Below are 19493 nucleotides of genomic sequence, written 5' to 3'. Positions count from 1 at the left end.
CCCGATAGGGTGGTGACATGACCCGACTGTCCGATCTCGGCGAATCCGAAGTGCTCCGCCGTCTCCTGGCCCACCGCAGGTCAGGGGCCCACGAGGAGGTCGGCCCCGGCGACGACGCGGCCGTGACGAAGATCACCGGCCGGCTCGTCTCGACGGCCGACACGCTCGTCGAGAACGAGGATTTCACCCGCGACTGGCTCGACTGGTCCCGCCTCGGCACGAAGGCCGCCGCCCAGAACCTCGCCGACGTCTGCGCGATGGGCGCGAAGCCCCACGGACTCCTCGTCTCCCTCGCTGTGCCCGATGACACGGACGTGACCGATCTCGAAGCGCTCTTCGCAGGCATCGTCGCCGAGGCCGAGCGCGCAGGTCGGGCAATCGGCGCCCAAGTGCCGATCATCGGCGGCGACCTCTCCTCGTCGGGGCTCATCGTCACCGCGATCACCGCCCTCGGCACGGTCGCCCCCGGGGAGGCCGTCACCCGGGCAGGCGCCCGCCCGGGTGACGAGATCTGGCTCGCCGGCACCCTCGGGCGCTCGGCGGCCGGACTCGACCTCCTCTTCGCCGGGGCCGGCAGCGACCCCGAGCTGCCGGACGATATCGCCGGGCTCATCGGGACCCAGCTCGCCCCGCAACCGGACTACGCGGCGATCGCCCACCGTCCGGCCGCCTCGGCGATGATCGACGTCTCCGACGGACTGAGCACGGACCTCGGACGCATCGCGGAGGCCTCCGGGGTCCGCGCGGACATCGACCGGGTCGGGCTCGAGGACCTCATCGCTGCGCTGCGCCCCGCCGCCCGCTACGTCCTCGACGCCCGCGGCGGGGAGACGACAGATGCGGGCATCGACGAGCTCGCCCTGCACTGGGTGCTCGACGGGGGAGAGGACCATGGCTTCGTCGCGTCGGCACCGGTGAGTCAGGGTGACCCGGTAGGCTGGCGGAGAATCGGAGAGATGCAGGACGGCAGCGGAGTCAGCCTCGACGGCGCCCCCGTGCCGACGAGCGGCTTCAGCCATTTCGGGAAGTGACGGACGTGGGACCCAATCCGGCCATCGGGCTCAACGGTCGCCTGGCCGCCAGATGGGCGCGGCGAGCGGTTGACCGTCTCCGCCGTGAGCGCGCGGAGATCGACGAACTCAACGTCTTCCCCGTCCCCGACGGCGACACCGGCACGAACATGTACCACACGCTGCGCGCGGCCTACCTCGCCGTCGAGGAGCTCTCCGGTCCGGTGACGCTGCCGCAGGTTGTGACCGCGATGGCCGCCGGGGCCGCGCGCGGGGCCCGCGGCAACTCGGGACTCATCCTCTCCGTCGCCCTCCAAGGGGTCGCTGACGCCCTCGAGGGAGTGACGGTCGCGACCCCGGAGGCGCTCGCCTCCGCCCTCGAACTCGCCTCCCACCGGGCCCGGCAGGCCGTCGCCCGCCCCGTCGACGGGACGATGCTCACCGTCCTCGACGCGATGGCGACCGAAGCCCGCGAACAGGCCGACGCCGGCGCCGCCCTCGTCGACCTCATCTCCGCGGTGCGCCAGCGCTCCCGTGAGGCGCTGCGGGAGACGACCGCGCAGCTCACTGTCCTCCGCGAGGCCGACGTCGTCGATGCCGGCTCAACCGGCATCGTCGAACTCTTCGACCTCCTCTACGCGACCGTCACCGGTCGCACCGGCCAGGCATCGATGCTCGGGGAGGTCGCGAAGACCCCGCGCATCGTCCACGAGGCCCGGGCCGAGGAACTCGAGATCGTCGCCACCCTCGGCACCGTCCCAGGTGTCGGGCTCGCCGAGGCGCTCGATCGCCTCGGCGGAACCTCGATCGTCCTCAACGGACCCAAGGTCCACGTCCACGTCGCCGACGAGACCGCCGCTGCGCGGGCCCTCGACCTTCTCACCGACTACGGCATCGCCCGCCTCGACATGGAGGACCTCCGCCTCCACGAGGAGGCGGGGGAGACGAAGCTCATCGCCCTCGTCGGCGGCACCGGGCTCCTCCTCCACTGCGCCCTCAACGGGGCGACGGTCCTCGACCCGGCAGTCCTCGCCGCAGCCGACCCTGCCGCCGCACCGGGTCAGGGCGGGTCGAGTACTGGTCGGGGCGGGGCGAATCCCATCGCCGAGGCGGTCGCCGAGCTCATCGCCGCAGAGGAGCGCGACGTCATCGTCGTCCCCGCCTCCTCGACGACGCTCACGGCTCTGACCGGCACGGACACGGCCCACATCATCCGTTCGCGCAATGTCGCGACCCTGCTCTCGGCGCTCGCCGTCTACGACCCGTTCGCCCCGACGGTCGAGATCGTCGCCGACATGACCGATGCGGCGGCCGGGACGCGCGTGGGCACGATCGTCTCCGCTGAACAGCTTGCGCTCAACCCGCCCACGGGAGCGCTGTCCGTCGTCGAGGAGGACACGGCCGAGTCCGACCGGACGGCCGCCTCGGCGTCGCAGTTCTACCGGGTCGTCATCGACGGGAAGGCGAAGTCGCAGAGCACGGAGCTGTCGGACCTCGTCGAGAAGCTCGCCGACCGCCTCCTCGGCGCCGGTGGGGAGCTGCTCACCGTCGTCCACGGACCCGGCTGCGACACCGAGGTGCTCGCGCACCTGCGCGGGTGGCTCACGAAGTCCCACGAGCACGTACGCCTTCAGGAGATCGACTCGCGGGACCGGGCGACCCTGCTCATCATGGGAGTCGAATGAGCGCACGACTTGAGGACTACTTCTCCAAACGCGACCTCGGTGCCCTGCGCAAGCGCGGGATCACCTCGGTGGCCGAGCTCTTCCGGTTCTTCCCCCGGCGCTTCCTCGTCCCCGGCGAGAAGACGCCGCTCGGCGACCTGCCGCTCGGGGAGACGGCGATCATCCAGGCCGAGGTGATCTCCGTGGAGACCCGCGGGATGCGGCAGCGCAAGGGCACGATCACCGACGTCATCGTCCACGACGGGCGGCAGTCGATGAAGATCGCGTTCTTCAACCAGAAATGGCTCGACGCGCAGCTGACCCCCGGACTCGTCGTCGTCTTCGCCGGCAAGGTCGAGCAGTTCCGGGGACAGCTGACGCTGAACTCCCCGGTGTGGCTCAACCGCGACGAGCACGACACGAAGTGGACGCCTGAGGACCTCAACTCGCCGTTCCCCGTCTACCCGCGGGTGCAGGGGATCGCGCAGACGAGGCTGTGGAAGGCGATCAAGGTCCTCCTCGACGTCGCCGACCCCGCCGAGTTCGCCGATCCGCTGCCGCGCGATGTGCGGGAGAAGTACGATCTGCCGGACCTGCGGCAGGCACTCAACGCGATGCACAGGCCGTCGACGACTGAGGAGACCGAGCGGGCGAAGCTGCGGTGGAAGTGGGAGGAGGCGCTGGCCCTGCAGACCGAGATCGTCTCCCGGCGCACCGAATACGAGAAGTTCGTCGCGACCCCGCTGCTCGAGGTCGGGGAGCGCAGCCGCCGCTTCGACGCCGACCTGCCGTTCGCGCTCACCTCCTCCCAGGTCCGGGTCGGCAAGGAGATCGCCGGGGACCTCGCGAAGACCACGGCGATGCACCGGCTCCTCCACGGCGACGTCGGCTCCGGCAAGACCGTCGTCGCGCTGCGGGCGATGCTCATGGCCGTCGACTCCGGGGCGCAGGCGGCGATGCTCGCCCCCACCGAGGTGCTCGCCTCCCAGCACTTCGCATCGATCCAGAAGCTCCTCGGCGACCAGATGGCCCTCTCCCCGCTGCTCTCCGGTGACGACCAGGTCCGGGTGGCCCTCCTCACCGGGTCGATGCCGGCCCGGGAGCGCAAACAGCTCGCCCTCGATCTCGCGACCGGGCAGATCGACATCGTCGTCGGCACGCACGCACTCCTCTCGGACTCGACGATGTTCGACAACCTCGGTCTCATCGTCGTCGACGAGCAGCACCGGTTCGGCGTCGAGCAGCGCGAGGCCCTGCGCGCCAAGGGCGGGATCACGGTGCCCCACACCCTCGTCATGTCCGCGACCCCGATCCCGCGGACGGTGGCGATGACGGTCTTCGCCGACCTCGACGTCTCGACGCTGGGGGAGATGCCCGCAGGGATCAAGCACATCTCGACCTTCGCCGTCTCGATCGAGGACCACAAGGACTGGCTGCCGCGGGCCCTCGCCCGTGTCCAGAAGGCCGCCGAGGCGGGACGGGGGACGTTCGCCGTCTTCCCCCGGATCGAACGCAGCGACATCGTCGATCCCGAAAGCGGCGACGTCATCGGTCAGCGGGAGAGCATCGAGGACTTCATCGAGAAGCTCCAGCGGTCCCCGCATCTCCAGGGGCTGCGCTTCGGCCTCCTCCACGGGCGGATGTCGACGGAGGAGAAGGACCGGGTGATGCACGCGTTCACCATCGGCGACATCGACATCCTCGTCTCGACGACGGTCATCGAGGTCGGCGTCGACGTGCCCCGGGCGACGATCATGCTCGTCGCCGAGGCGGAGCGCTTCGGCGTCGCCCAGCTCCACCAGCTGCGCGGACGGGTCGGCCGTGACGGCTCGGAGGCGATGTGCTTCCTCCTCACCGAGCGTCCCGAGGCCGATGAGAGCTTCGAGCGCCTGCAGGCGGTGGCGAGCACCCTCGACGGGTTCGCCCTCGCCGAGTACGATCTCGACAACCGGGGAGAGGGCGATGTGCTCGGCGCCTCGCAGTGGGGCGGATCCTCGCTCAAGCACCTCTCGGTGCTCCGGGACACGGAGATCCTCGAGGCGGCACGGGTCGAAGCCGAGCACATCGTCGACCGCGATCCGACCTTCGAACTGCTGCCGGCCCTGCAGGTGCTGCGGCAGCGGGTGCTGCCCGCGGACAACGCCCACTTCATCGAGGCGAGCTGAGAGGAGGAGCTGATGAGGATCATCGCAGGAGCGCACAAGGGGTCGAAGCTCGTCACACCGGGCGGCACCGGGACGAGACCCACCTCGGACCGGGTCAAGGAGTCGCTGTTCTCGATGCTCGAGGGCTACGGGGTGCTCCAAGCCGCCAATGTCCTCGACCTCTTCGCCGGATCCGGGGGACTCGGGTTCGAAGCGATGTCGCGCGGGGCCGCGCAGGTCGTCTTCGTCGACTCCTCGCTCGCCTCGGCCCGGGCGATCGAAGCGAACGCCGACAAGCTCGGCATCGGGCATTCGGCGTCGGTGACCAGCGGAGACGTCCTCCAGTTCCTCGGGAACCTCCCCGACCCGGACCATCCGGAGTCCCGGGTCTTCGACCTCGTCTTCATGGACCCGCCCTACCCGCTCGGCGAGGACGCGGTGACCCAGGTGCTCAGCCGCCTGCGCAGCCACCTCGACGAGGAGTCGATCGTCGTCGTCGAACGCTCCTCCCGGGCCCCGGAGCCGACGATGCCGGACGGGCTCGAGGTCTTCCGTTCGAAGACCTTCGGCGAGACCGCCCTCCACTTCGTCCAGCTCGCCGTCGAGGGTCCGGGCGACGAGGACCCGGGCGACGAGGATCCGGGCGTTGAGGACGCGGCCGACGGCGGGGCGGCTTCATGACGCGAGGCGGCAGCTGGCTGCGCTCGCCGTGGCTCTACCTGCTGCTCGTGCCGGTGCTCTTCGTCGAGTCGCGCGTCCTCCTGTGGCTGCAGTATCAGATCGTCGACCATCGCAGCGGCGCACAGGGATGCGCCGAGCCGCCGGCAGGTTTCGAGGTCACCGGCTTCACGACCTGGATGCAGCAGTTCCCCGCGGGAGTCACGTGCAGCCAGTCGCTGCAGACCTCGTGGGAGATCGCCGGCGACGACGGGCCGTGGGAGTTCTCCGACCAGTACGTCGTCCACTGGGCGTGGCTCGCCGACGTCTTCACCGCGGGCGCGCTCGCGTGTGTGATCATCGCCGTCGTACTCATGGTGCAGAACCGGCGCCGGCGCTCGGCCCTCGCAGCCGAGCGCCGGCGTGCCCCCGTGGACGCCTGACGCCCGACTTCACGCCACCGACGCGGTGATCCGACAAAAACGCGGTGAGCAGACCGCGTTTTTGTCGGATCACCGCGTCGAAGCGCTCAGAGCACCGTCGAAGCAGCTCAGAGCACCGTCGAAGCAGCTCAGAGCACGCTCGAGAGGAACGACCTCGTGCGTTCGTGGCTCGGGTCGTTGAAGATGAGGTCGGGCGGGCCCTCCTCGAGAACGCGGCCGCTGTCGAACATCATCACCCGATCGGAGACCTCGCGCGCAAACTGCATCTCGTGGGTGACGAGGAGCATCGTGATGTCCGTGGTCTCGGCGATGTCGCGCAGCACCGCGAGGACGTCGCCGACGAGTTCGGGGTCGAGGGCGGAGGTGACCTCGTCGAGGAGGAGGATCTCCGGGCTCATCGCCAGCGCCCGGGCGATCGCCACCCGCTGCTGCTGACCGCCGGAGAGCCGGGTCGGGTGCTCGTCGGCCTTCTCACTCAGCCCGACCCGCTCGAGCAGTGACCGGGCATCGGCGACCGCTGTCTCCTTCGACTTCTTCAGCACGTGGATCGGGGCTTCGATGATGTTCTCGAGCACCGTCATGTTGGGGAAGAGGTTGAACTGCTGGAAGACCATGCCGATGCGCGTCGTCATCTCCCGAGTCGTCTTCTTCGGCAGCTCGACGCGCTTGCCGTCCCTCTCCTCGAAGGTCAGCGGCATGCCGTCGATGTAGATGTATCCGCCCGTGAGCTCCTCGAGCGTCATGACGAGCCGAAGGATCGTCGTCTTGCCCGAACCGCTCGGTCCGATGAGGGTGACCCGCTCACCGGGAGCGACGGTGAAGTTGAGGTTCTCGAGCACCGTCGTCTTCCCGAACCGCTTCTCGACGTCTCTGAACTCGATCGCCGGCGCGGTGTCGTTGTGCGGGGACGGGGTGTTCTCAGTAGGTGGCAAGGCGCCGCTCCAATCGTTGGATGAGGAGGGAGGTGGGGTAGCTGGCGGCGAGGAAGATGAGTCCGGCCAGGGTGAACGCCTCCGTGTACGCGAACTTCGACGCCCCGAACTGCTGCGCCGAGGTGACGAGTTCGACGACGGAGAGCGCGAAGAGGAACGGGGTGTCCTTGAACATCGCGACCGCGTAGTTGCCGAGCGAGGGGATCGTCGCCCGCAGCGCCTGCGGGAGGATGACCGCGGTGAAGGTGCGCACCGGGGGCAGGGAGAGGGCGATGGCGGCCTCGCGCTGTCCCGGCGGCACCGCGTCGATGCCGGCACGGTAGCTCTCGGACATGTACGTCGCATAGTGGACGCCGATGACCCCGGAGCCGACGACGAGCGCCGGGATGTCGACGAGCCCTGGGATCTCCGAGAACGCGGTGTAGACGAAGACGAGCTGGACGACGAGCGGGGTGTTGCGGACGAACGCGACGAAGAGCCGGACGACCCAGTTAATCCATCGCGGCAGCCCGCGGATAGCGATGGCGAGGATGAGGCCGAGAATCGCGGCGATGATCGTGCCGACGACCGTGGCGATGAGCGTGTTGACGAAGCCGCGGAGCAGGATCGGCAGCGCCTCGGCGGCGAACTCCCAGTTCCACATCACAGCGGCTGTCCGTATCCGACGTTGCCCGTGGACTGACCGGCGGCCGTGCGCGGGCCGGTCACCTCGGTCGAGCCGACACGGGCATCGCGCCGGGCCCTTCGACGGTCGTTGCGCGAACCGGGACGGCGTCTGCCCAGCCTCTTGACCGCGCGGCGCTCGAGGAGGTTCATGAACTCCTGGATGAGCCAGGCGATGACGAAGTAGATGAGCAGTCCGACGGAGTAGGCGAAGAACGTGTCGTTCGTCGCCATGCGCAGCTGCCCGATCTTGTCCGTGAGGTCGGAGAGCGTGATGAAGGAGACGACGGCAGTGCCCTTGAGCAGCTGGATGAACAGGGTCGCGAGCGACGGGATCATCAGCGCCCACGCCTGCGGGAAGATCACGCGCAGCATCCGGCGGGCCGGGGAGAGACTGAGCGCGATCGCCGCCTCCCACTGGCCCTTGGGCACGGTCGCGATCGAGGACCGGACCACCTCGGCGGAATAGGCACCGTAGTTCAGTGCCAGCGCACCTATTCCGCACGCCATCGGGTCGAGCTGTAGTCCGAAGAGCGGGAGGACGAACACGAGCCAGAAGAGCTGGACGAGCAGGGACGTGCCGCGGAAGAACTCGACGATGATTCGGGCAGGGATCCGCAGCCACGCGTGCGAGGAGGTCATTGCGAGTCCGAGGACGATCGCGATGACCAGCGCACCTGCGGCACCGGCGAGAGTGAGAATGAGCGTGACCTGGATTCCCTCCCACACCTGTGGGAGGAAACCCTGGAGCGCACTGAGCTTGTCGGTCATGAGTGCGGGAAGCGCTGCGACTCAGGAGTCAGCGGTCGGCAGCTCGCCCTTGCACAGCTGATCGGTCGTGATCGACCCGTCGGGCCGCTCCTCCTTCGTGAAGCCGTAGTCGCCGACGATGTCGAGGTAGGCCTTCTCATCGCCGACGATCTTGTCGAGCTCCTTGTTCCAGGCGTCGCGGAGTTCGGTGTCGTCGGTGCGGAAGACCGTGGCACCGGCGCCGACCTGAGGGACCCCGTCGATCTCCTGGACGAACGACTCGCTCACCGCGACATCGGCGTCAGGCGTGTTCTTCGCCATCCAGTTGAGTGAGATGCCGGTTAGTGCGAAGGCGTCGGCGCGTCCAGTGGTCACGGCGTCCATGCCGTCCTGCGGAGTGCCGACCTTCTGCGAATCGATGCCGAGCGATTCCGCGTAGTCGGATTCGACGGCACCGGTCATGGTCGCGAGTTTGAGGCCCTTCTCCTTGACTTCGTCGAGGTTCTTCATCCCCTCGTTCTCGCCCTTCTTCGTCATCAGGGCAGTGGTGTACATGAACTCGGGGTTGCCGAAGGCCGCCTGCTCACAGCGGTCGGGGAGGATCGACATGCCCGCGGAGATCGCATCGAAGCGCTCGGCGTTGAGCCCGGGGATGAGGGAGCCGAACTCCGTGTTGACGCCTTCGACGTTGTCGACCCCGAGGTTCTTGAAGACCTCCTTGGCGAGCGCGACGCTCGCGCCCTGGAGCTCCCCGCCCTCCTCGAAGCTGTACGGGGCCTCACCGGCGAAGCCGACCGTGATCTTCCCGTCGTCGATGGCCTGCTGCAGGGTGCTCTTGTCTGAGCCTCCTCCGCTGCAGGCACCGAGGGTGAAGGTGAGCGCGAGGATCGAGGTCGCGGCTGCGAGTCCTTTCAGGGATTTCATTGCGGGTCCTTTCGGTGAGCATCGGCGCACTGGGTGACGTGCGTCTCATCGCCCCATTCAATCCTCTTACAGTCGTGATGTCACACTGTCAGACAACGTTATATGCTCGTGACATGAGCGATCCGCACACCTCGGAACTTCCCGTGCTCCGCAAGGTCGTGCGCTCGTCGACGATCGACCTCGTCGCCGAGGAGATCCGCAACGCGATCTACCGGGGCAGTCTGCTTCCCGGGCAGTCGATCAGCGAGGTCCGCACGGCCGAACTCCTCGGGGTCTCCCGGCCCTCGCTGCGTGAGGCGCTGCAGCGGCTCGTCAGCGAGGGCAGCATCAGCCATGCTCCAGGCCGGGGCGCATGGGTCAAGCGCATGGGACCTGACGACATTGACGACGTCTACGCCGTGCGCGAGGCCATCGAGGTTCAGGCGGCGCGCATGATCATCCGGGGCAGACGGTCGACCGTGCTCATCGACGAGGCGCTCAGCGCGCTCGAGAAGGCGATCGAGGACAACACCGCCCGCACCATCGGCGACGCCGACCTCGACTTCCACCATGCGATCGTCGCGTGCTCCGGGTCGCCGCGGCTGCGGGCCATGATGAAGGCCTCGATGGTCCACACGCGACTCCTGTCGCTGTCCGATCCGGCCGGCTACGAAGTCAGGTGCGACCTCATCGACATCCACCGTCGCCTCGCCGAGGTGATCGCCGCCGGAGACGAGTCCGCGGCGGTGGCGATCATCGGTCGGATCTCCGCCGAGGCGGTCGCCCGCCTCCACAACCCCGCCTCCGAGCCCGACGCCGTCGTCGTCCGCGGTGAGGGGCGGGGGACCGGTGTTGACGACCAGTGGGCGAGCTTGCGAGAGTGAGCGACCCGTGTGCGCCGACCGGCGGCGGGCGACGATACGATCTGGGCATGGATCCTCTCGGGCGCTCGTTCGCCGCGCGCTACTGGGCGCTCGTGCGCGAAGCAGTCCTCACCCTGCTCGTCGCGATGGCCCTCGTCGTCGTCCTGGCCGAGGTCTTCGTCCGCGTCTACGGGGGAGTGCTCACGTGGTTCGGGATGATCTTCGCCGTGTCCGCTGCCGCCTCCGCCTTCGGTCTCGGCCTCCTGGCCGCCCGCTCGAGGAGGGAGCATTCGCATGTCATCCGGGTCGCGTGGGTGAGCCTCGTCGGCCTCGTCGCCGCCATCGTATCGGTCGGCGGGATGATGGGGTTCGCTGCCCCGGGAGGCTGGGAGTCGGCGAAGCTGGCGATGATGATCCAGGGCTTCAGCTCGCTCATCATCTTCGGTGCCATGGTCGTCGTCGCCGCCGCCTGGCACGGCTGGTCGGCGCTCAAGGAGCAGCAGCCGCCGTTCGAGCGGCACCCCGACTGAACGACATGCGGACCGACCGGTCCGTGCGCACCACGCGGGATACGATGAGGCCATGAAGGTCGTCAGTCCCGGATCCTACGATCCGATCACCATGGGTCATCTCGACATCATCGCGCGCGCGGCGAAGCTCTTCGACGAGGTCGTCGTCGCCGTCGTCCACAACCCGTCGAAGTCCGGCCGCTTCGACCCCGAGACCCGGGCCGATCTCATCCGCGCCTCGCTCGCCGCCGACGAACGCACCCGGGATGCCGAGAACATCTCCATCGACGTCGTCCCCGGTGGCCTCCTCGTCGACTACTGCGCCAAGATCGGTGCCCCCGCCGTCGTCAAGGGTCTGCGCTCGGGCACGGACTTCGCCTACGAGCTGCCGATGGCGCTGATGAACAAGCACCTCACCGACCTCGAGACGATCTTCGTCCCCGGCAACCCCGAGTTCGAACACGTCTCCTCCTCCCTCATCAAAGAGGTGCACAGGCACGGCGGCGACATCACGGGCCTCGTGCCCGAGCCCGTGCTCGCGGCGCTGAGCGCCGACACGTAAGGCATGGCCGCGACTCCTTCCTCCTCTCGGGCCTGGTTCACGGGCCTCGTCATCCACACTGTCCTCGCGCACGCGACGTACAACGGTGTGCGCGTCCTCATCTCCTACCGCACCCTCGAACTCGGCGGGACCGGAGTCGTCCTTGGCCTCATGACCGCGTGCTATTCGCTCGTCCCTCTGCTCACCGCGCTCTTCGTCGGCCGCCTCGTCGACCGCGGATACGCGACCGCGGTGCTCTGGGTCGGCACCGTCCTTTCGATCGCGCCCGTCGCGCTCGCCGCCGTCGCGCCCAACCTCGGCGTGCTCCTCGTCGCGACGATGAGTCTCGGTTTCGGGCAGCTGCTCACGACCGTCGCCTCCCAGGCGCTCATCCCGCAGAGCTTCCCGGCTTCCCGGCTGACGGCGAAGTTCGGCCACCTCACCCTGGGCGTCTCGATCGGGCAGACGATCGGCCTGCCCCTGGCCGGAATGATCGCCGACGCCACCGGGGGCTCCCCGCACATCGTCGGCGCCCTGTGGTTCATGACGGCTTTCTCGGCGCTCACCCTCATCGCCGCCGTCATCGTCATGCTCCGCGGGCGGACCCCTCACGTCTCCCGCGCCGAGGCGGCCGAAACCGTCCGCACCCCGTGGGCGCTGCTGCGGATCCGGGGGATGAAGCCGGCGATCCTCGCGTCGATGGCGACCCTGGCCGCCGTCGACCTCATGACCGCCTACCTGCCGCTCATCGGGCAGGAGAACGGGCTGAGCGTGACGACGGTGACGTGGCTGCTCGCCCTGCGGACCTTCGCCTCGGTGATCTCGCGGATGATCATCGGGATGCTCGCGAACCGGTGGGGGAGTCTCTCGCTGCTGTGGACCGCCTCGGCGACGGCGGGCGTCTGCGTCATCCTCATCCCGATCCTCACTCAGACGTGGACGCTGGCGATCCTCCTGGCGATCGCGGGCTTCTGCTTCGGGCTCACCCAGCCGCTGACGATGACGTGGGTCTCGACGCTGTCGGATCCGGCGAACCGGGCGGCGGTGCTCTCGATCCGGCTGGCCGGCAACCGGCTGAGCCAGGTCGCGATCCCCTCGCTCGCCTCGGTGCTCACGATCGTCGCGGGCTCCGGCATCGTCTTCACGATCTCCGGGGCGCTGCTCCTCCTCGCCGGAGGGGTGACCTGGCGCAACAGCCACGAGAAGTGGTGAGGGTCAGGGGTGACGAGGAACACCTCGGCGGGGATGAGGCGACGATTGGCAATGGTGGCCCGCGTTGATTAGAATGGTGAGTCGCGTGTGAACGCAGGAGCGGCATCTCATTCGCATACGGAGGAGAGAGCATGAAGAAGCGGTCAGAGTTCGTCTACGATCTCCGATCCATGGGATTGCTCGGTCATCCGGGTGAGTGGGAACGTGTCAACGCCACGGTGCCGGCTCCGGCGGATCTCAAGATCGAAGTGATCGGGGTCCCCGAAGGAACGCCGATGAATCTCGAGCTCATGTTCGAGAGCGTTTCCGAGGGGATCTACGTGACGGGTACGGTCTCGACTGTGGCCCGCGGCGAGGATGCAAGGACTCTCGACGAGATCGAGCTGCCCATAGATGTCGACATCAACGAGATGTACGTCTATGAGCAGGCCGATGGCGACGAGGACTCCTACGTCATCAATCGCGATCAGCTCGACCTCGAACCCGCGATCAGAGACGCTGTCGTGATGGCTCTGCCCTTCAGTCCTTCCCAGGACGGAAGCGAGGAGTTCTCCTACACCCTCGGTGAGGACATCGAGGAGGACGACAGCGAATCCGATTCGCCGTTCTCGCAGCTGAAGAACTTGTTGGATGAGAAGAAAGAGAGCTAGACGTGGCTGTTCCCAAGCGTAAGATGTCGCGCAGCAACACCCGCCACCGTCGTTCGCAGTGGAAGGCTCAGGCTCCGAACCTGGTCAAGACTGTGGAGAACGGTCGCGTTGTGTACTCGCGCCCCCACCAGGCCAAGGTCGTCGAAGACGCAGCCGGCACCCCGCTGTTCCTTGAGTACAAGGGACGCAAGGTCGCTGACGCCTGACCTGTGGACACTGATACCACAGCAGAACTGCAGAAGAGTCTCGGGATCGACATCGATCCCGAGACTCTTCGTCTAGCGCTCACCCACCGCTCCTACGCCTTCGAGGCCGGCGGCATTCCGACGAACGAGCGCCTCGAGTTCCTCGGCGACTCGGTGCTCGGCCTCGTCGCCACGGAGTCGCTCTACTACGACAACCCGGACCTGCCGGAGGGTCAGCTGGCGAAGATGCGCTCGGCCGTCGTCAACACGAGGGCGCTGGCGCAGATCGCCCGCCGTCACGACATCGGTCAGCACATCCTGCTCGGCAAGGGCGAGGAGCTCACCGGCGGCCGGAACAAGGACTCGATCCTCGCCGACACCGTCGAAGCCCTCATCGGCGCCACTTTCGTCTCCTCCGGCCGGGAGGTCGCGTTCGCGTTCGTCCACCGTCTCATCGACGGAATGCTCGCCGACGCCGTCAACCTCGGCGCCGGCATGGACTACAAGACGACGCTCCAGGAGGCCGCCGCCGACCTCGGACTCGGCCCCGTGAGCTACGAGATCACCTCGACCGGCCCCGACCACGCAATGATCTTCACCGCCACCGCCCGCCTCGGCGACAACGGCTGGGGTTCGGGAGACGGATCGTCGAAGAAGTCCGCCGAGGCGGCCGCCGCCGAGGTCGCCGTCAAGGCCATCCGGACGCTCTACCCCGACTACCAGCGCTGACGCGCAGGTCGGACCCGGCACCGTGCCCGAACTCCCCGAGGTCGAAAGCGTCCGCCGCGGCGTCGACGAATGGACCGCGGGTGCCCGGGTCACCGCCGCCGAGGTGGTCGACCCCCGCATCCTCGGGACCACCTCGGCGCGTCGCATCGACGAGGCCACCGCCGCCGCGTTCGCCGAACGCGTGACCGGGGCGTCCATTACCGGGGCAGAGCGACGCGGTAAGTTCATGTGGCTCACCCTCGACGGGGATGCCGGGCTGCTCATCCACCTCGGCATGAGCGGTCAGCTGCGCGTCCACCTCGCCGCCGATGAGACGCACCGGCACACGCGTGCCGTGCTCCGCCTCGAACGCGGTGAGGAACGCTATGACCTGAGGTTCGTCGACCAGCGGATCTTCGGCCATCTCAGCGTGCAGGGCCTCGTCGCCTCCCACGGTCGGCTCGTGCCCGCCTCGGCGATCCACATCGCACCCGACCCACTCGAGGACGCCTTCGACATCGACGCCACGGTCGATGCGCTCGCGCGCAAGCGCACACCGATCAAGGCGGCCCTGCTCGACCAGACGCTCGTCAGCGGGATCGGCAACATCTACGCCGACGAAGCGCTCTTCCGGGCCGGTGTCCATCCGCTCGCGCTGCCGGCAAGGACACGACGCTCCCGCCTGGCCGCCGTCCTCGAATCGGCGACGACCGTCATGGGCGATGCCCTGGCCGTGGGCGGGACGAGCTTCGACTCGCTCTATGTCAACGTCAACGGGGAGTCCGGCCGCTTCGACATTGACGTAGAGCGGGTCGAAGCAAGTCGCAGACACAAAGGTCGCGATTGGCTGTGCCGGGCACCGGTCGGGCGTAGACCACCTATACCGCAGTCTGACCAGGCACGGGGCAAGCAATTCGACGGTCCTACCTGTTCAGTAGCGCACCGCCGTAACTCCGGGTCCCGGATCATGCGAGGTGCTACCCGTGCCTGAACTTCCTGAGGTCGAGGTCGTGCGCCGGGGACTCGACGAACATGTCCGCGGACGGGCGATCGCCTCGGCTGTTGTCCGGCATCCTCGTTCGGCGCGCCGTCATGTGGGTGGCCCGAATGATCTGGCTGCGCGGTTGGTCGGTGCGACGATCACGGGGACCGCCCGCCGCGGCAAGTACCTGTGGCTGATCTTGGACGGCGACGACGCGCTGCTCGCGCACCTGGGGATGAGCGGGCAGATGCTCATCACGTCCCCCGATGCTGCAGTCGGTGCGCACGAGCGCGCGCGGTTCACCTTCACCGACGGCGGCCACGATCTGCGGTTCGATGACCAGCGCACGTTCGGGCATCTGATGTACGACGAGGGCGGAGCAGTGCTCCCGTCGCCGATCGCCCATATCGCGAGGGATCCCTTCGATCCGCTGTTCGACCAGCCGGGGGTAGTTGCGGTGATCAAGAGTAAGCGCACGGGCATAAAGCGCGTACTGCTGGATCAGACGGTGGTGTCAGGCATCGGGAACATCTATGCCGACGAGGCGCTGTGGGCTGCCAAGGTGCACGGGGAGACACCGGCAGCGTCGTTGAGCAGGTCCAGGATCTCGGCGGTAATCGAGGCTGCGCGAGACGTCATGACGGCTGCACTCGCCCAGGGCGGCACCTCGTTCGATTCTCACTATGTCGACGTGGCCGGCAGCAGCGGGTATTTTGCCCGCAGCCTGAACGCCTACGGTCGTGCCGGCCGGCCCTGCAGGCGCTGCGGGACGCCGATCGTGCGGGAGAAGTTGATGAACGGGTCGAGCTATTCTTGCCCGCTCTGCCAGCGGAAACGCTAGTCGAGAGGTCGTCTCTCGAGTTGCAGGCGGACCGCGGTCGCAGTGGGGTTCGGCTCGATCCGCTGTACATAGATATATAGCGAGTCTCATCGCCGTGGATGGTGGACCGCGGTCAGCTCTGCTAGCTCGGCGAGTCCCGAGTGAACAGATCCGGCCCTTCTGAACCGGTCTGTCCTCGTGTCCTGACGTGGTGCTCGCCAATCGACCAAACCGAGATGTCGATGCCAGAACGGCTCCTCTGGCCATCGTCCCTGCCGCCATCCCTGAAGGGGGCAGCATCGTTGCGCCACTGCGCATCGTCGTGCGCCCTGGAACAGCGGTCTGTCGGATTCGCCGGTCGCGGCTCTCTTGTCTATACGTACCGGCAGACCTGGTCCGCGCTGCAGGTCTCGGGCTCGGGGTGCGCCGCGTCGTCCCGGAGGTTGGCGATGGTGTCGCGCAAGGCGGTGAGCTGGGCGATCTGCTGCTCGATGTCGCGCAGGCGCGCGTCGAGCAGGTCTCGGACGTGGGCGCACGGGGCGTGGCCGGCGTCGCGGATGTCCACAATCTGGCGGATCTGGGCGAGCGTGAGGCCGGCAGCCTGGCCGCGGTGGACGAAGTCGACGCGCGCGATTGCGTCCGGCGGGTAGTCGCGGTACCCCGACGACGTCCTGTCGGGCGGGGGGAGCAGCCCCTGCTCTTCGTAGAACCTCAGCGTCTTCGCCGTGGTGCCGGCCGCCTCGGCGAATTCCCCGATCCTCATGGCCTCCTCCATCCGTGTCGCGGCCGCGCTTGACCTTCCCCTGTACTGGAAGGTCCAGTATGGCTGAGACGGAGCAGAAATCCAAGGACTGACAGGAGCAGCGATGCCTACCAAGTACGACCTCGCCATCATCGGATCCGGAGGCGGCGCGTTCGCCGCCGCCATCCGCGCGACCACGCTCGGCAAGTCGGTGGCGATGATCGAGCGCGGGACCTTCGGCGGCACGTGCGTGAACACCGGCTGCGTGCCGTCGAAGGCGCTCATCGCCGCCGCTGATGCCCGGCATGTTGCCGTAGACGCCTCGCAGCGGTTCCCCGGCATCGCCACGGCCGCGGGACCGGTGGACATGCCGACGCTGATTGGCGGGAAGCAGGACCTCGTCGAGGGCTTGCGGGGTGAGAAGTACGTGGACGTCGCCAAGTCGTACGGCTGGCACGTACGGCAGGGCGAAGCCGCGTTCGCCGGCACCCCTGAAGCTCCGGTCCTCGAGGTCAGGTCTGCCGAGGGCGCTGTCGAGACGATCGAGGCCGCCCAGTACCTGGTCGCCACAGGCTCACATCCCTGGGCCCCGCCGATCGACGGGCTGGAGGAGGCCGGGTACCTGACCTCCACGACGGCGATGGAGCTGACCGAGGTCCCCGAGTCGCTGCTGGTGCTCGGCGGCGGATACGTGGCGCTGGAGCAGGCCCAGCTGTTCGCCCGCCTCGGATCGAATGTCACCCTCCTGGTGCGCTCCCGGCTGGCCTCGAAGGAGGAGCCGGAGGTGTCCAAGGCGCTGGCCGAGGTCTTCGCCGACGAGGGCATCCGGGTGGTCCGCCGAGCGGTCCCGACCAGCGTCGCTCGCAGCGCCGACGGGAAGGTCATCGTGGCCGCCGACGTGTCCGGCGGTTCGCAGGAGTTCCGCGCCGACCAGCTCCTGGTCGCGCTCGGCCGCCGGCCCGTGACCGATGCCTTGAACCCTGAGGCGGTGGAGGTCAAGACCGGCGAATCCGGGCAGATCGTGGTCTCCGACCAGCTGCAGTCCTCGAACCCCCGGATCTGGGCCGCCGGCGACGTGACCGGGCACCCCGAATTCGTCTACGTCGCCGCCCACCACGGCACTCTGGTCGCCGAGAACGCCTTCGCCGACGCCGAGAGGTCGGTGGACTATGCCCGGTTGCCGCGTGTGACGTTCACCGGGCCTGCCATCGGCGCGGTCGGCATGACCGAGAAGCAGGTCCTCGACGCAGGCATCCGCTGCGACTGCCGGGTGCTGCCGCTGGAGTACGTGCCCCGCGCGCTGGTGAACCGGGACACCCGCGGGTTCATCAAGATGGTCGCCGACGCGGACACCGGAGAGATCCTCGGCCTCACCGCCGTTGCCAAGGACGCCGGAGAGCTCGCCGCTGCCGGAGTCCACGTGCTCGGCAAGAGCGTCGCGGAGGTCGCCGACGCCTGGGCCCCGTACCTGACCATGGCCGAGGGCATCCGGATCGCCGCCAAGGCCTTCACCGCCGACGTCTCGAAGCTGTCCTGCTGCGCCTGACCCGACCCGGAAGCAGCACCTGCCCGAACTCAGAAATGGAGGAAACCGAAATGTCCGACCTCAGCACGCAACTGCCCGATCGGCTCAACAGGCCCGAGGAGACCGGCCTCGACCCCGGCCTGCTGGTCCCGCTGCTGCGGCTGCTCGTCGACGGCGACCCCGTCACGATCGAGCAGCTCGCCACCGCCGCCGGCCGCACCCCTGAGCAGGCCTGCAACGGACTGGCCGCCGTGCCCGACACTGAGTACGACGACCAGGGCCGCATCGTCGGCCAGGGCCTCACCCTGCGCCCGACCCCGCACCGATTCGCCGTGGCCGATCAGGAGCTCTACACCTGGTGCGCCTTGGACACCCTGGTCTTCCCTGGCCTCCTCGACCGGGCGGCCCGCGTGGAGTCTGTCTCCCCGGCCAGCGGCGAGAGGATCGTCGTCGCCGTCAACGTCGACCCTGCCACCGGCGTCACCCGCGTCGAACCCGCGAGCGCCGTCGTGTCCCTGGTGAACCCGGAGCAGATCACCTCGATCCGCTCCTCGTTCTGCGACCAGGTGCACTACTTTACATCTGCAGACGACGCCGCCGGATGGCTCGCTGAGCACCCAGGGGCTCAAGCGGTGCCGGTGATCGAAGCCCATCGGATCGGCATCGAACTCGCTTCCCACCTGCTCGACCGGCTCCGGGCCGACGCCCAGACTGCCGACCGCTGCCACCGCTGCTGCTAGCCGGGCCCCGAATGAAACGAGAACACCGATGACGACCAGACGCGACGACCGACCCGGCGGCGGCCTGGTGCTCGGGGCAGGGGTCGTGCTCCTCATGGCACTGTGCTGCGGTCTGCCGCTGCTCATCGCCGGCGGCGTGCTCGCCGGCCTCGGCGGGATCCTCGCCAACCCCTGTGTGGTAGGCACCGGCATGGCGCTCGTGGTGCTCGTCGTACTCGCCGCCGCCCACCGCCGGACCCGCAGCGACCGCACCGGCCACGACTGCTGCCCGACCATTGATTCCGATCATGCCACCGACACGAAGGAAGACCAGAACCTATGACCACCCCCCCCCTCACCCGCCGCGCGGCGCTCTCGTTCGCAGGCCTCATGGTCGCAGGACCGCTGGTCCTGACCGCCTGCGGCAAATCTGACGACGCCGCGCCCACAGCCGATGTCGGCTCGCCCGCGGCCGTGACCAGCATCGACGGCAGGCAGGTCAGCCTGCCCGCCGCGGGGAAGCCCACCGCGGTGTTCTTCTTCTCTGTCGGCTGCGGCGAATGCGTCGGCGGGGTCCGATCCCTCGGCGAGGCCGCCGCCAGCGCGGAAGCGAACGGCACCGGTGCCGGATTCCTCGCCGTCGACATGGATCCGCGCGAAACCAAGGAGACTATCGAAGGCTTCATGAAATACGTCGAGGCTGAACGCGTCCCCGCCGCCATCGACCAGGGCGCAACCCTGTCCCAGCGATTCGACGTCGCCGCGCTATCCACGCTCATCATCGTCGATTCCGACGGCCGGGTGACTTTCCGCGCCACCGACCCCGACGCTGAGACGATCATCGGCGAGCTCGAAAAGGCCGGGGCCTGAG

General features: G+C 68.3%; 23 protein-coding genes. 18 read left to right on the top strand and 5 right to left on the bottom strand.

The window, feature by feature from the left end; genetic code table 11:
* Positions 1–17: 17 nt before the first annotated feature.
* The 5 genes from thiL to AC0VYB_RS12615 are packed head-to-tail and all read left to right on the top strand — an operon-like array spanning position 18 to position 5918.
* Positions 18–1031, top strand: coding sequence for a thiamine-phosphate kinase (gene thiL, locus AC0VYB_RS12635; RefSeq protein ID WP_475384729.1), 1014 nt, complete (start codon positions 18–20; stop codon positions 1029–1031).
* A 5-nt stretch (positions 1032–1036) separates the two neighbouring features.
* Positions 1037–2695: a DAK2 domain-containing protein gene (locus tag AC0VYB_RS12630; RefSeq protein ID WP_475384728.1), complete on the top strand. Its 1659-nt coding sequence runs from the start codon at positions 1037–1039 to the stop codon at positions 2693–2695.
* A complete protein-coding gene (locus AC0VYB_RS12625) occupies positions 2692–4839 on the top strand; it encodes an ATP-dependent DNA helicase RecG (RefSeq protein ID WP_475384727.1) in 2148 nt (715 codons plus the stop codon). The genes AC0VYB_RS12630 and AC0VYB_RS12625 overlap by 4 nt, the downstream gene beginning before the upstream one ends.
* Positions 4840–4851: 12 nt before the next feature.
* The gene (gene rsmD / locus AC0VYB_RS12620) at positions 4852–5499 is read left to right on the top strand and encodes a 16S rRNA (guanine(966)-N(2))-methyltransferase RsmD (protein WP_259788549.1); all 648 of its coding nucleotides are present in this window, start codon (positions 4852–4854) and stop codon (positions 5497–5499) included.
* Positions 5496–5918 (top strand): hypothetical protein, encoded by a 423-nt coding sequence (locus tag AC0VYB_RS12615; protein ID WP_366232353.1) that lies wholly within the window; start codon positions 5496–5498, stop codon positions 5916–5918. Before rsmD ends, AC0VYB_RS12615 begins: the two co-directional genes overlap by 4 nt.
* Positions 5919–6046: 128 nt before the next feature.
* On the opposite strand, the gene AC0VYB_RS12610 is transcribed toward AC0VYB_RS12615, so the two are convergent.
* Genes AC0VYB_RS12610 through AC0VYB_RS12595 form a run of 4 tightly spaced genes read right to left on the bottom strand, consistent with a single transcriptional unit; the run spans position 6047 to position 9187 of the window.
* Positions 6047–6850, bottom strand: a complete 804-nt coding sequence (locus tag AC0VYB_RS12610; protein WP_063249047.1) for an amino acid ABC transporter ATP-binding protein — start codon at positions 6848–6850, stop codon at positions 6047–6049.
* Positions 6837–7493, bottom strand: a complete 657-nt coding sequence (ehuD, locus tag AC0VYB_RS12605; protein WP_063249046.1) for an ectoine/hydroxyectoine ABC transporter permease subunit EhuD — start codon at positions 7491–7493, stop codon at positions 6837–6839. The genes AC0VYB_RS12610 and ehuD overlap by 14 nt, the downstream gene beginning before the upstream one ends.
* On the bottom strand, positions 7493–8284 hold the full coding sequence (gene ehuC / locus AC0VYB_RS12600; protein ID WP_063249045.1) for an ectoine/hydroxyectoine ABC transporter permease subunit EhuC: 792 nt from the start codon (positions 8282–8284) through the stop codon (positions 7493–7495). The genes ehuD and ehuC overlap by 1 nt, the downstream gene beginning before the upstream one ends.
* A 21-nt stretch (positions 8285–8305) precedes the next feature.
* Positions 8306–9187, bottom strand: coding sequence for a transporter substrate-binding domain-containing protein (locus AC0VYB_RS12595; protein ID WP_009378249.1), 882 nt, complete (start codon positions 9185–9187; stop codon positions 8306–8308).
* A 113-nt stretch (positions 9188–9300) separates the two neighbouring features.
* Here AC0VYB_RS12595 and AC0VYB_RS12590 point away from each other — a divergent pair, with 113 nt between their 5' ends.
* From AC0VYB_RS12590 to mutM (AC0VYB_RS12550), 9 genes are all read left to right on the top strand, one after another.
* Positions 9301–10050 carry a GntR family transcriptional regulator gene (locus tag AC0VYB_RS12590; RefSeq protein ID WP_063249044.1) on the top strand — a complete coding sequence of 250 codons (750 nt, stop codon included), beginning with the start codon at positions 9301–9303 and terminating at the stop codon, positions 10048–10050.
* Between the two features lie 47 nt (positions 10051–10097).
* Positions 10098–10559 (top strand): hypothetical protein, encoded by a 462-nt coding sequence (locus tag AC0VYB_RS12585; RefSeq protein ID WP_063249043.1) that lies wholly within the window; start codon positions 10098–10100, stop codon positions 10557–10559.
* A 52-nt stretch (positions 10560–10611) separates the two neighbouring features.
* On the top strand, positions 10612–11100 hold the full coding sequence (gene coaD, locus AC0VYB_RS12580) for a pantetheine-phosphate adenylyltransferase (RefSeq protein ID WP_009378261.1): 489 nt from the start codon (positions 10612–10614) through the stop codon (positions 11098–11100).
* A 3-nt stretch (positions 11101–11103) separates the two neighbouring features.
* Complete coding sequence (locus tag AC0VYB_RS12575; protein WP_009378263.1) at positions 11104–12291, top strand: MFS transporter; 1188 nt, start codon at positions 11104–11106, stop codon at positions 12289–12291.
* Positions 12292–12422: 131 nt separating this feature from the next.
* Positions 12423–12941 carry a YceD family protein gene (locus tag AC0VYB_RS12570; protein ID WP_475384726.1) on the top strand — a complete coding sequence of 173 codons (519 nt, stop codon included), beginning with the start codon at positions 12423–12425 and terminating at the stop codon, positions 12939–12941.
* A 2-nt stretch (positions 12942–12943) separates the two neighbouring features.
* Complete coding sequence (gene rpmF / locus AC0VYB_RS12565) at positions 12944–13147, top strand: 50S ribosomal protein L32 (RefSeq protein ID WP_063249041.1); 204 nt, start codon at positions 12944–12946, stop codon at positions 13145–13147.
* Positions 13148–13150: 3 nt separating this feature from the next.
* Complete coding sequence (gene rnc / locus AC0VYB_RS12560) at positions 13151–13855, top strand: ribonuclease III (RefSeq protein ID WP_009378269.1); 705 nt, start codon at positions 13151–13153, stop codon at positions 13853–13855.
* A gap of 22 nt (positions 13856–13877) precedes the next feature.
* Positions 13878–14825, top strand: a complete 948-nt coding sequence (gene mutM, locus AC0VYB_RS12555; protein ID WP_167559562.1) for a bifunctional DNA-formamidopyrimidine glycosylase/DNA-(apurinic or apyrimidinic site) lyase — start codon at positions 13878–13880, stop codon at positions 14823–14825.
* Positions 14818–15657, top strand: a complete 840-nt coding sequence (gene mutM, locus AC0VYB_RS12550; RefSeq protein ID WP_040341752.1) for a bifunctional DNA-formamidopyrimidine glycosylase/DNA-(apurinic or apyrimidinic site) lyase — start codon at positions 14818–14820, stop codon at positions 15655–15657. The genes mutM (AC0VYB_RS12555) and mutM (AC0VYB_RS12550) overlap by 8 nt, the downstream gene beginning before the upstream one ends.
* A 352-nt stretch (positions 15658–16009) precedes the next feature.
* Here mutM (AC0VYB_RS12550) and AC0VYB_RS12545 read toward each other — a convergent pair whose 3' ends face one another.
* Positions 16010–16399 carry a heavy metal-responsive transcriptional regulator gene (locus tag AC0VYB_RS12545; protein WP_009378277.1) on the bottom strand — a complete coding sequence of 130 codons (390 nt, stop codon included), beginning with the start codon at positions 16397–16399 and terminating at the stop codon, positions 16010–16012.
* A 103-nt stretch (positions 16400–16502) separates the two neighbouring features.
* On the opposite strand from AC0VYB_RS12545, the gene merA reads away from it, so the two are divergent.
* From merA to AC0VYB_RS12525, 4 genes are read left to right on the top strand one after another with little or no spacing between them, the layout of a single operon-like run.
* Positions 16503–17924: a mercury(II) reductase gene (gene merA, locus AC0VYB_RS12540; RefSeq protein ID WP_009378282.1), complete on the top strand. Its 1422-nt coding sequence runs from the start codon at positions 16503–16505 to the stop codon at positions 17922–17924.
* A gap of 50 nt (positions 17925–17974) precedes the next feature.
* Positions 17975–18643, top strand: coding sequence for an organomercurial lyase MerB (gene merB, locus AC0VYB_RS12535; RefSeq protein WP_009378283.1), 669 nt, complete (start codon positions 17975–17977; stop codon positions 18641–18643).
* 28 nt (positions 18644–18671) lie between these two features.
* On the top strand, positions 18672–18965 hold the full coding sequence (locus tag AC0VYB_RS12530; protein WP_009378284.1) for a hypothetical protein: 294 nt from the start codon (positions 18672–18674) through the stop codon (positions 18963–18965).
* Positions 18962–19492, top strand: a complete 531-nt coding sequence (locus AC0VYB_RS12525) for a TlpA family protein disulfide reductase (protein ID WP_259786940.1) — start codon at positions 18962–18964, stop codon at positions 19490–19492. Before AC0VYB_RS12530 ends, AC0VYB_RS12525 begins: the two co-directional genes overlap by 4 nt.
* Position 19493: the final 1 nt, after the last annotated feature.

The sequence above is a fragment of the Brevibacterium sp. Z349TD_9 genome (genome assembly GCF_056173565.1).
This window is presented reverse-complemented; position numbering and strand designations above follow the sequence as displayed.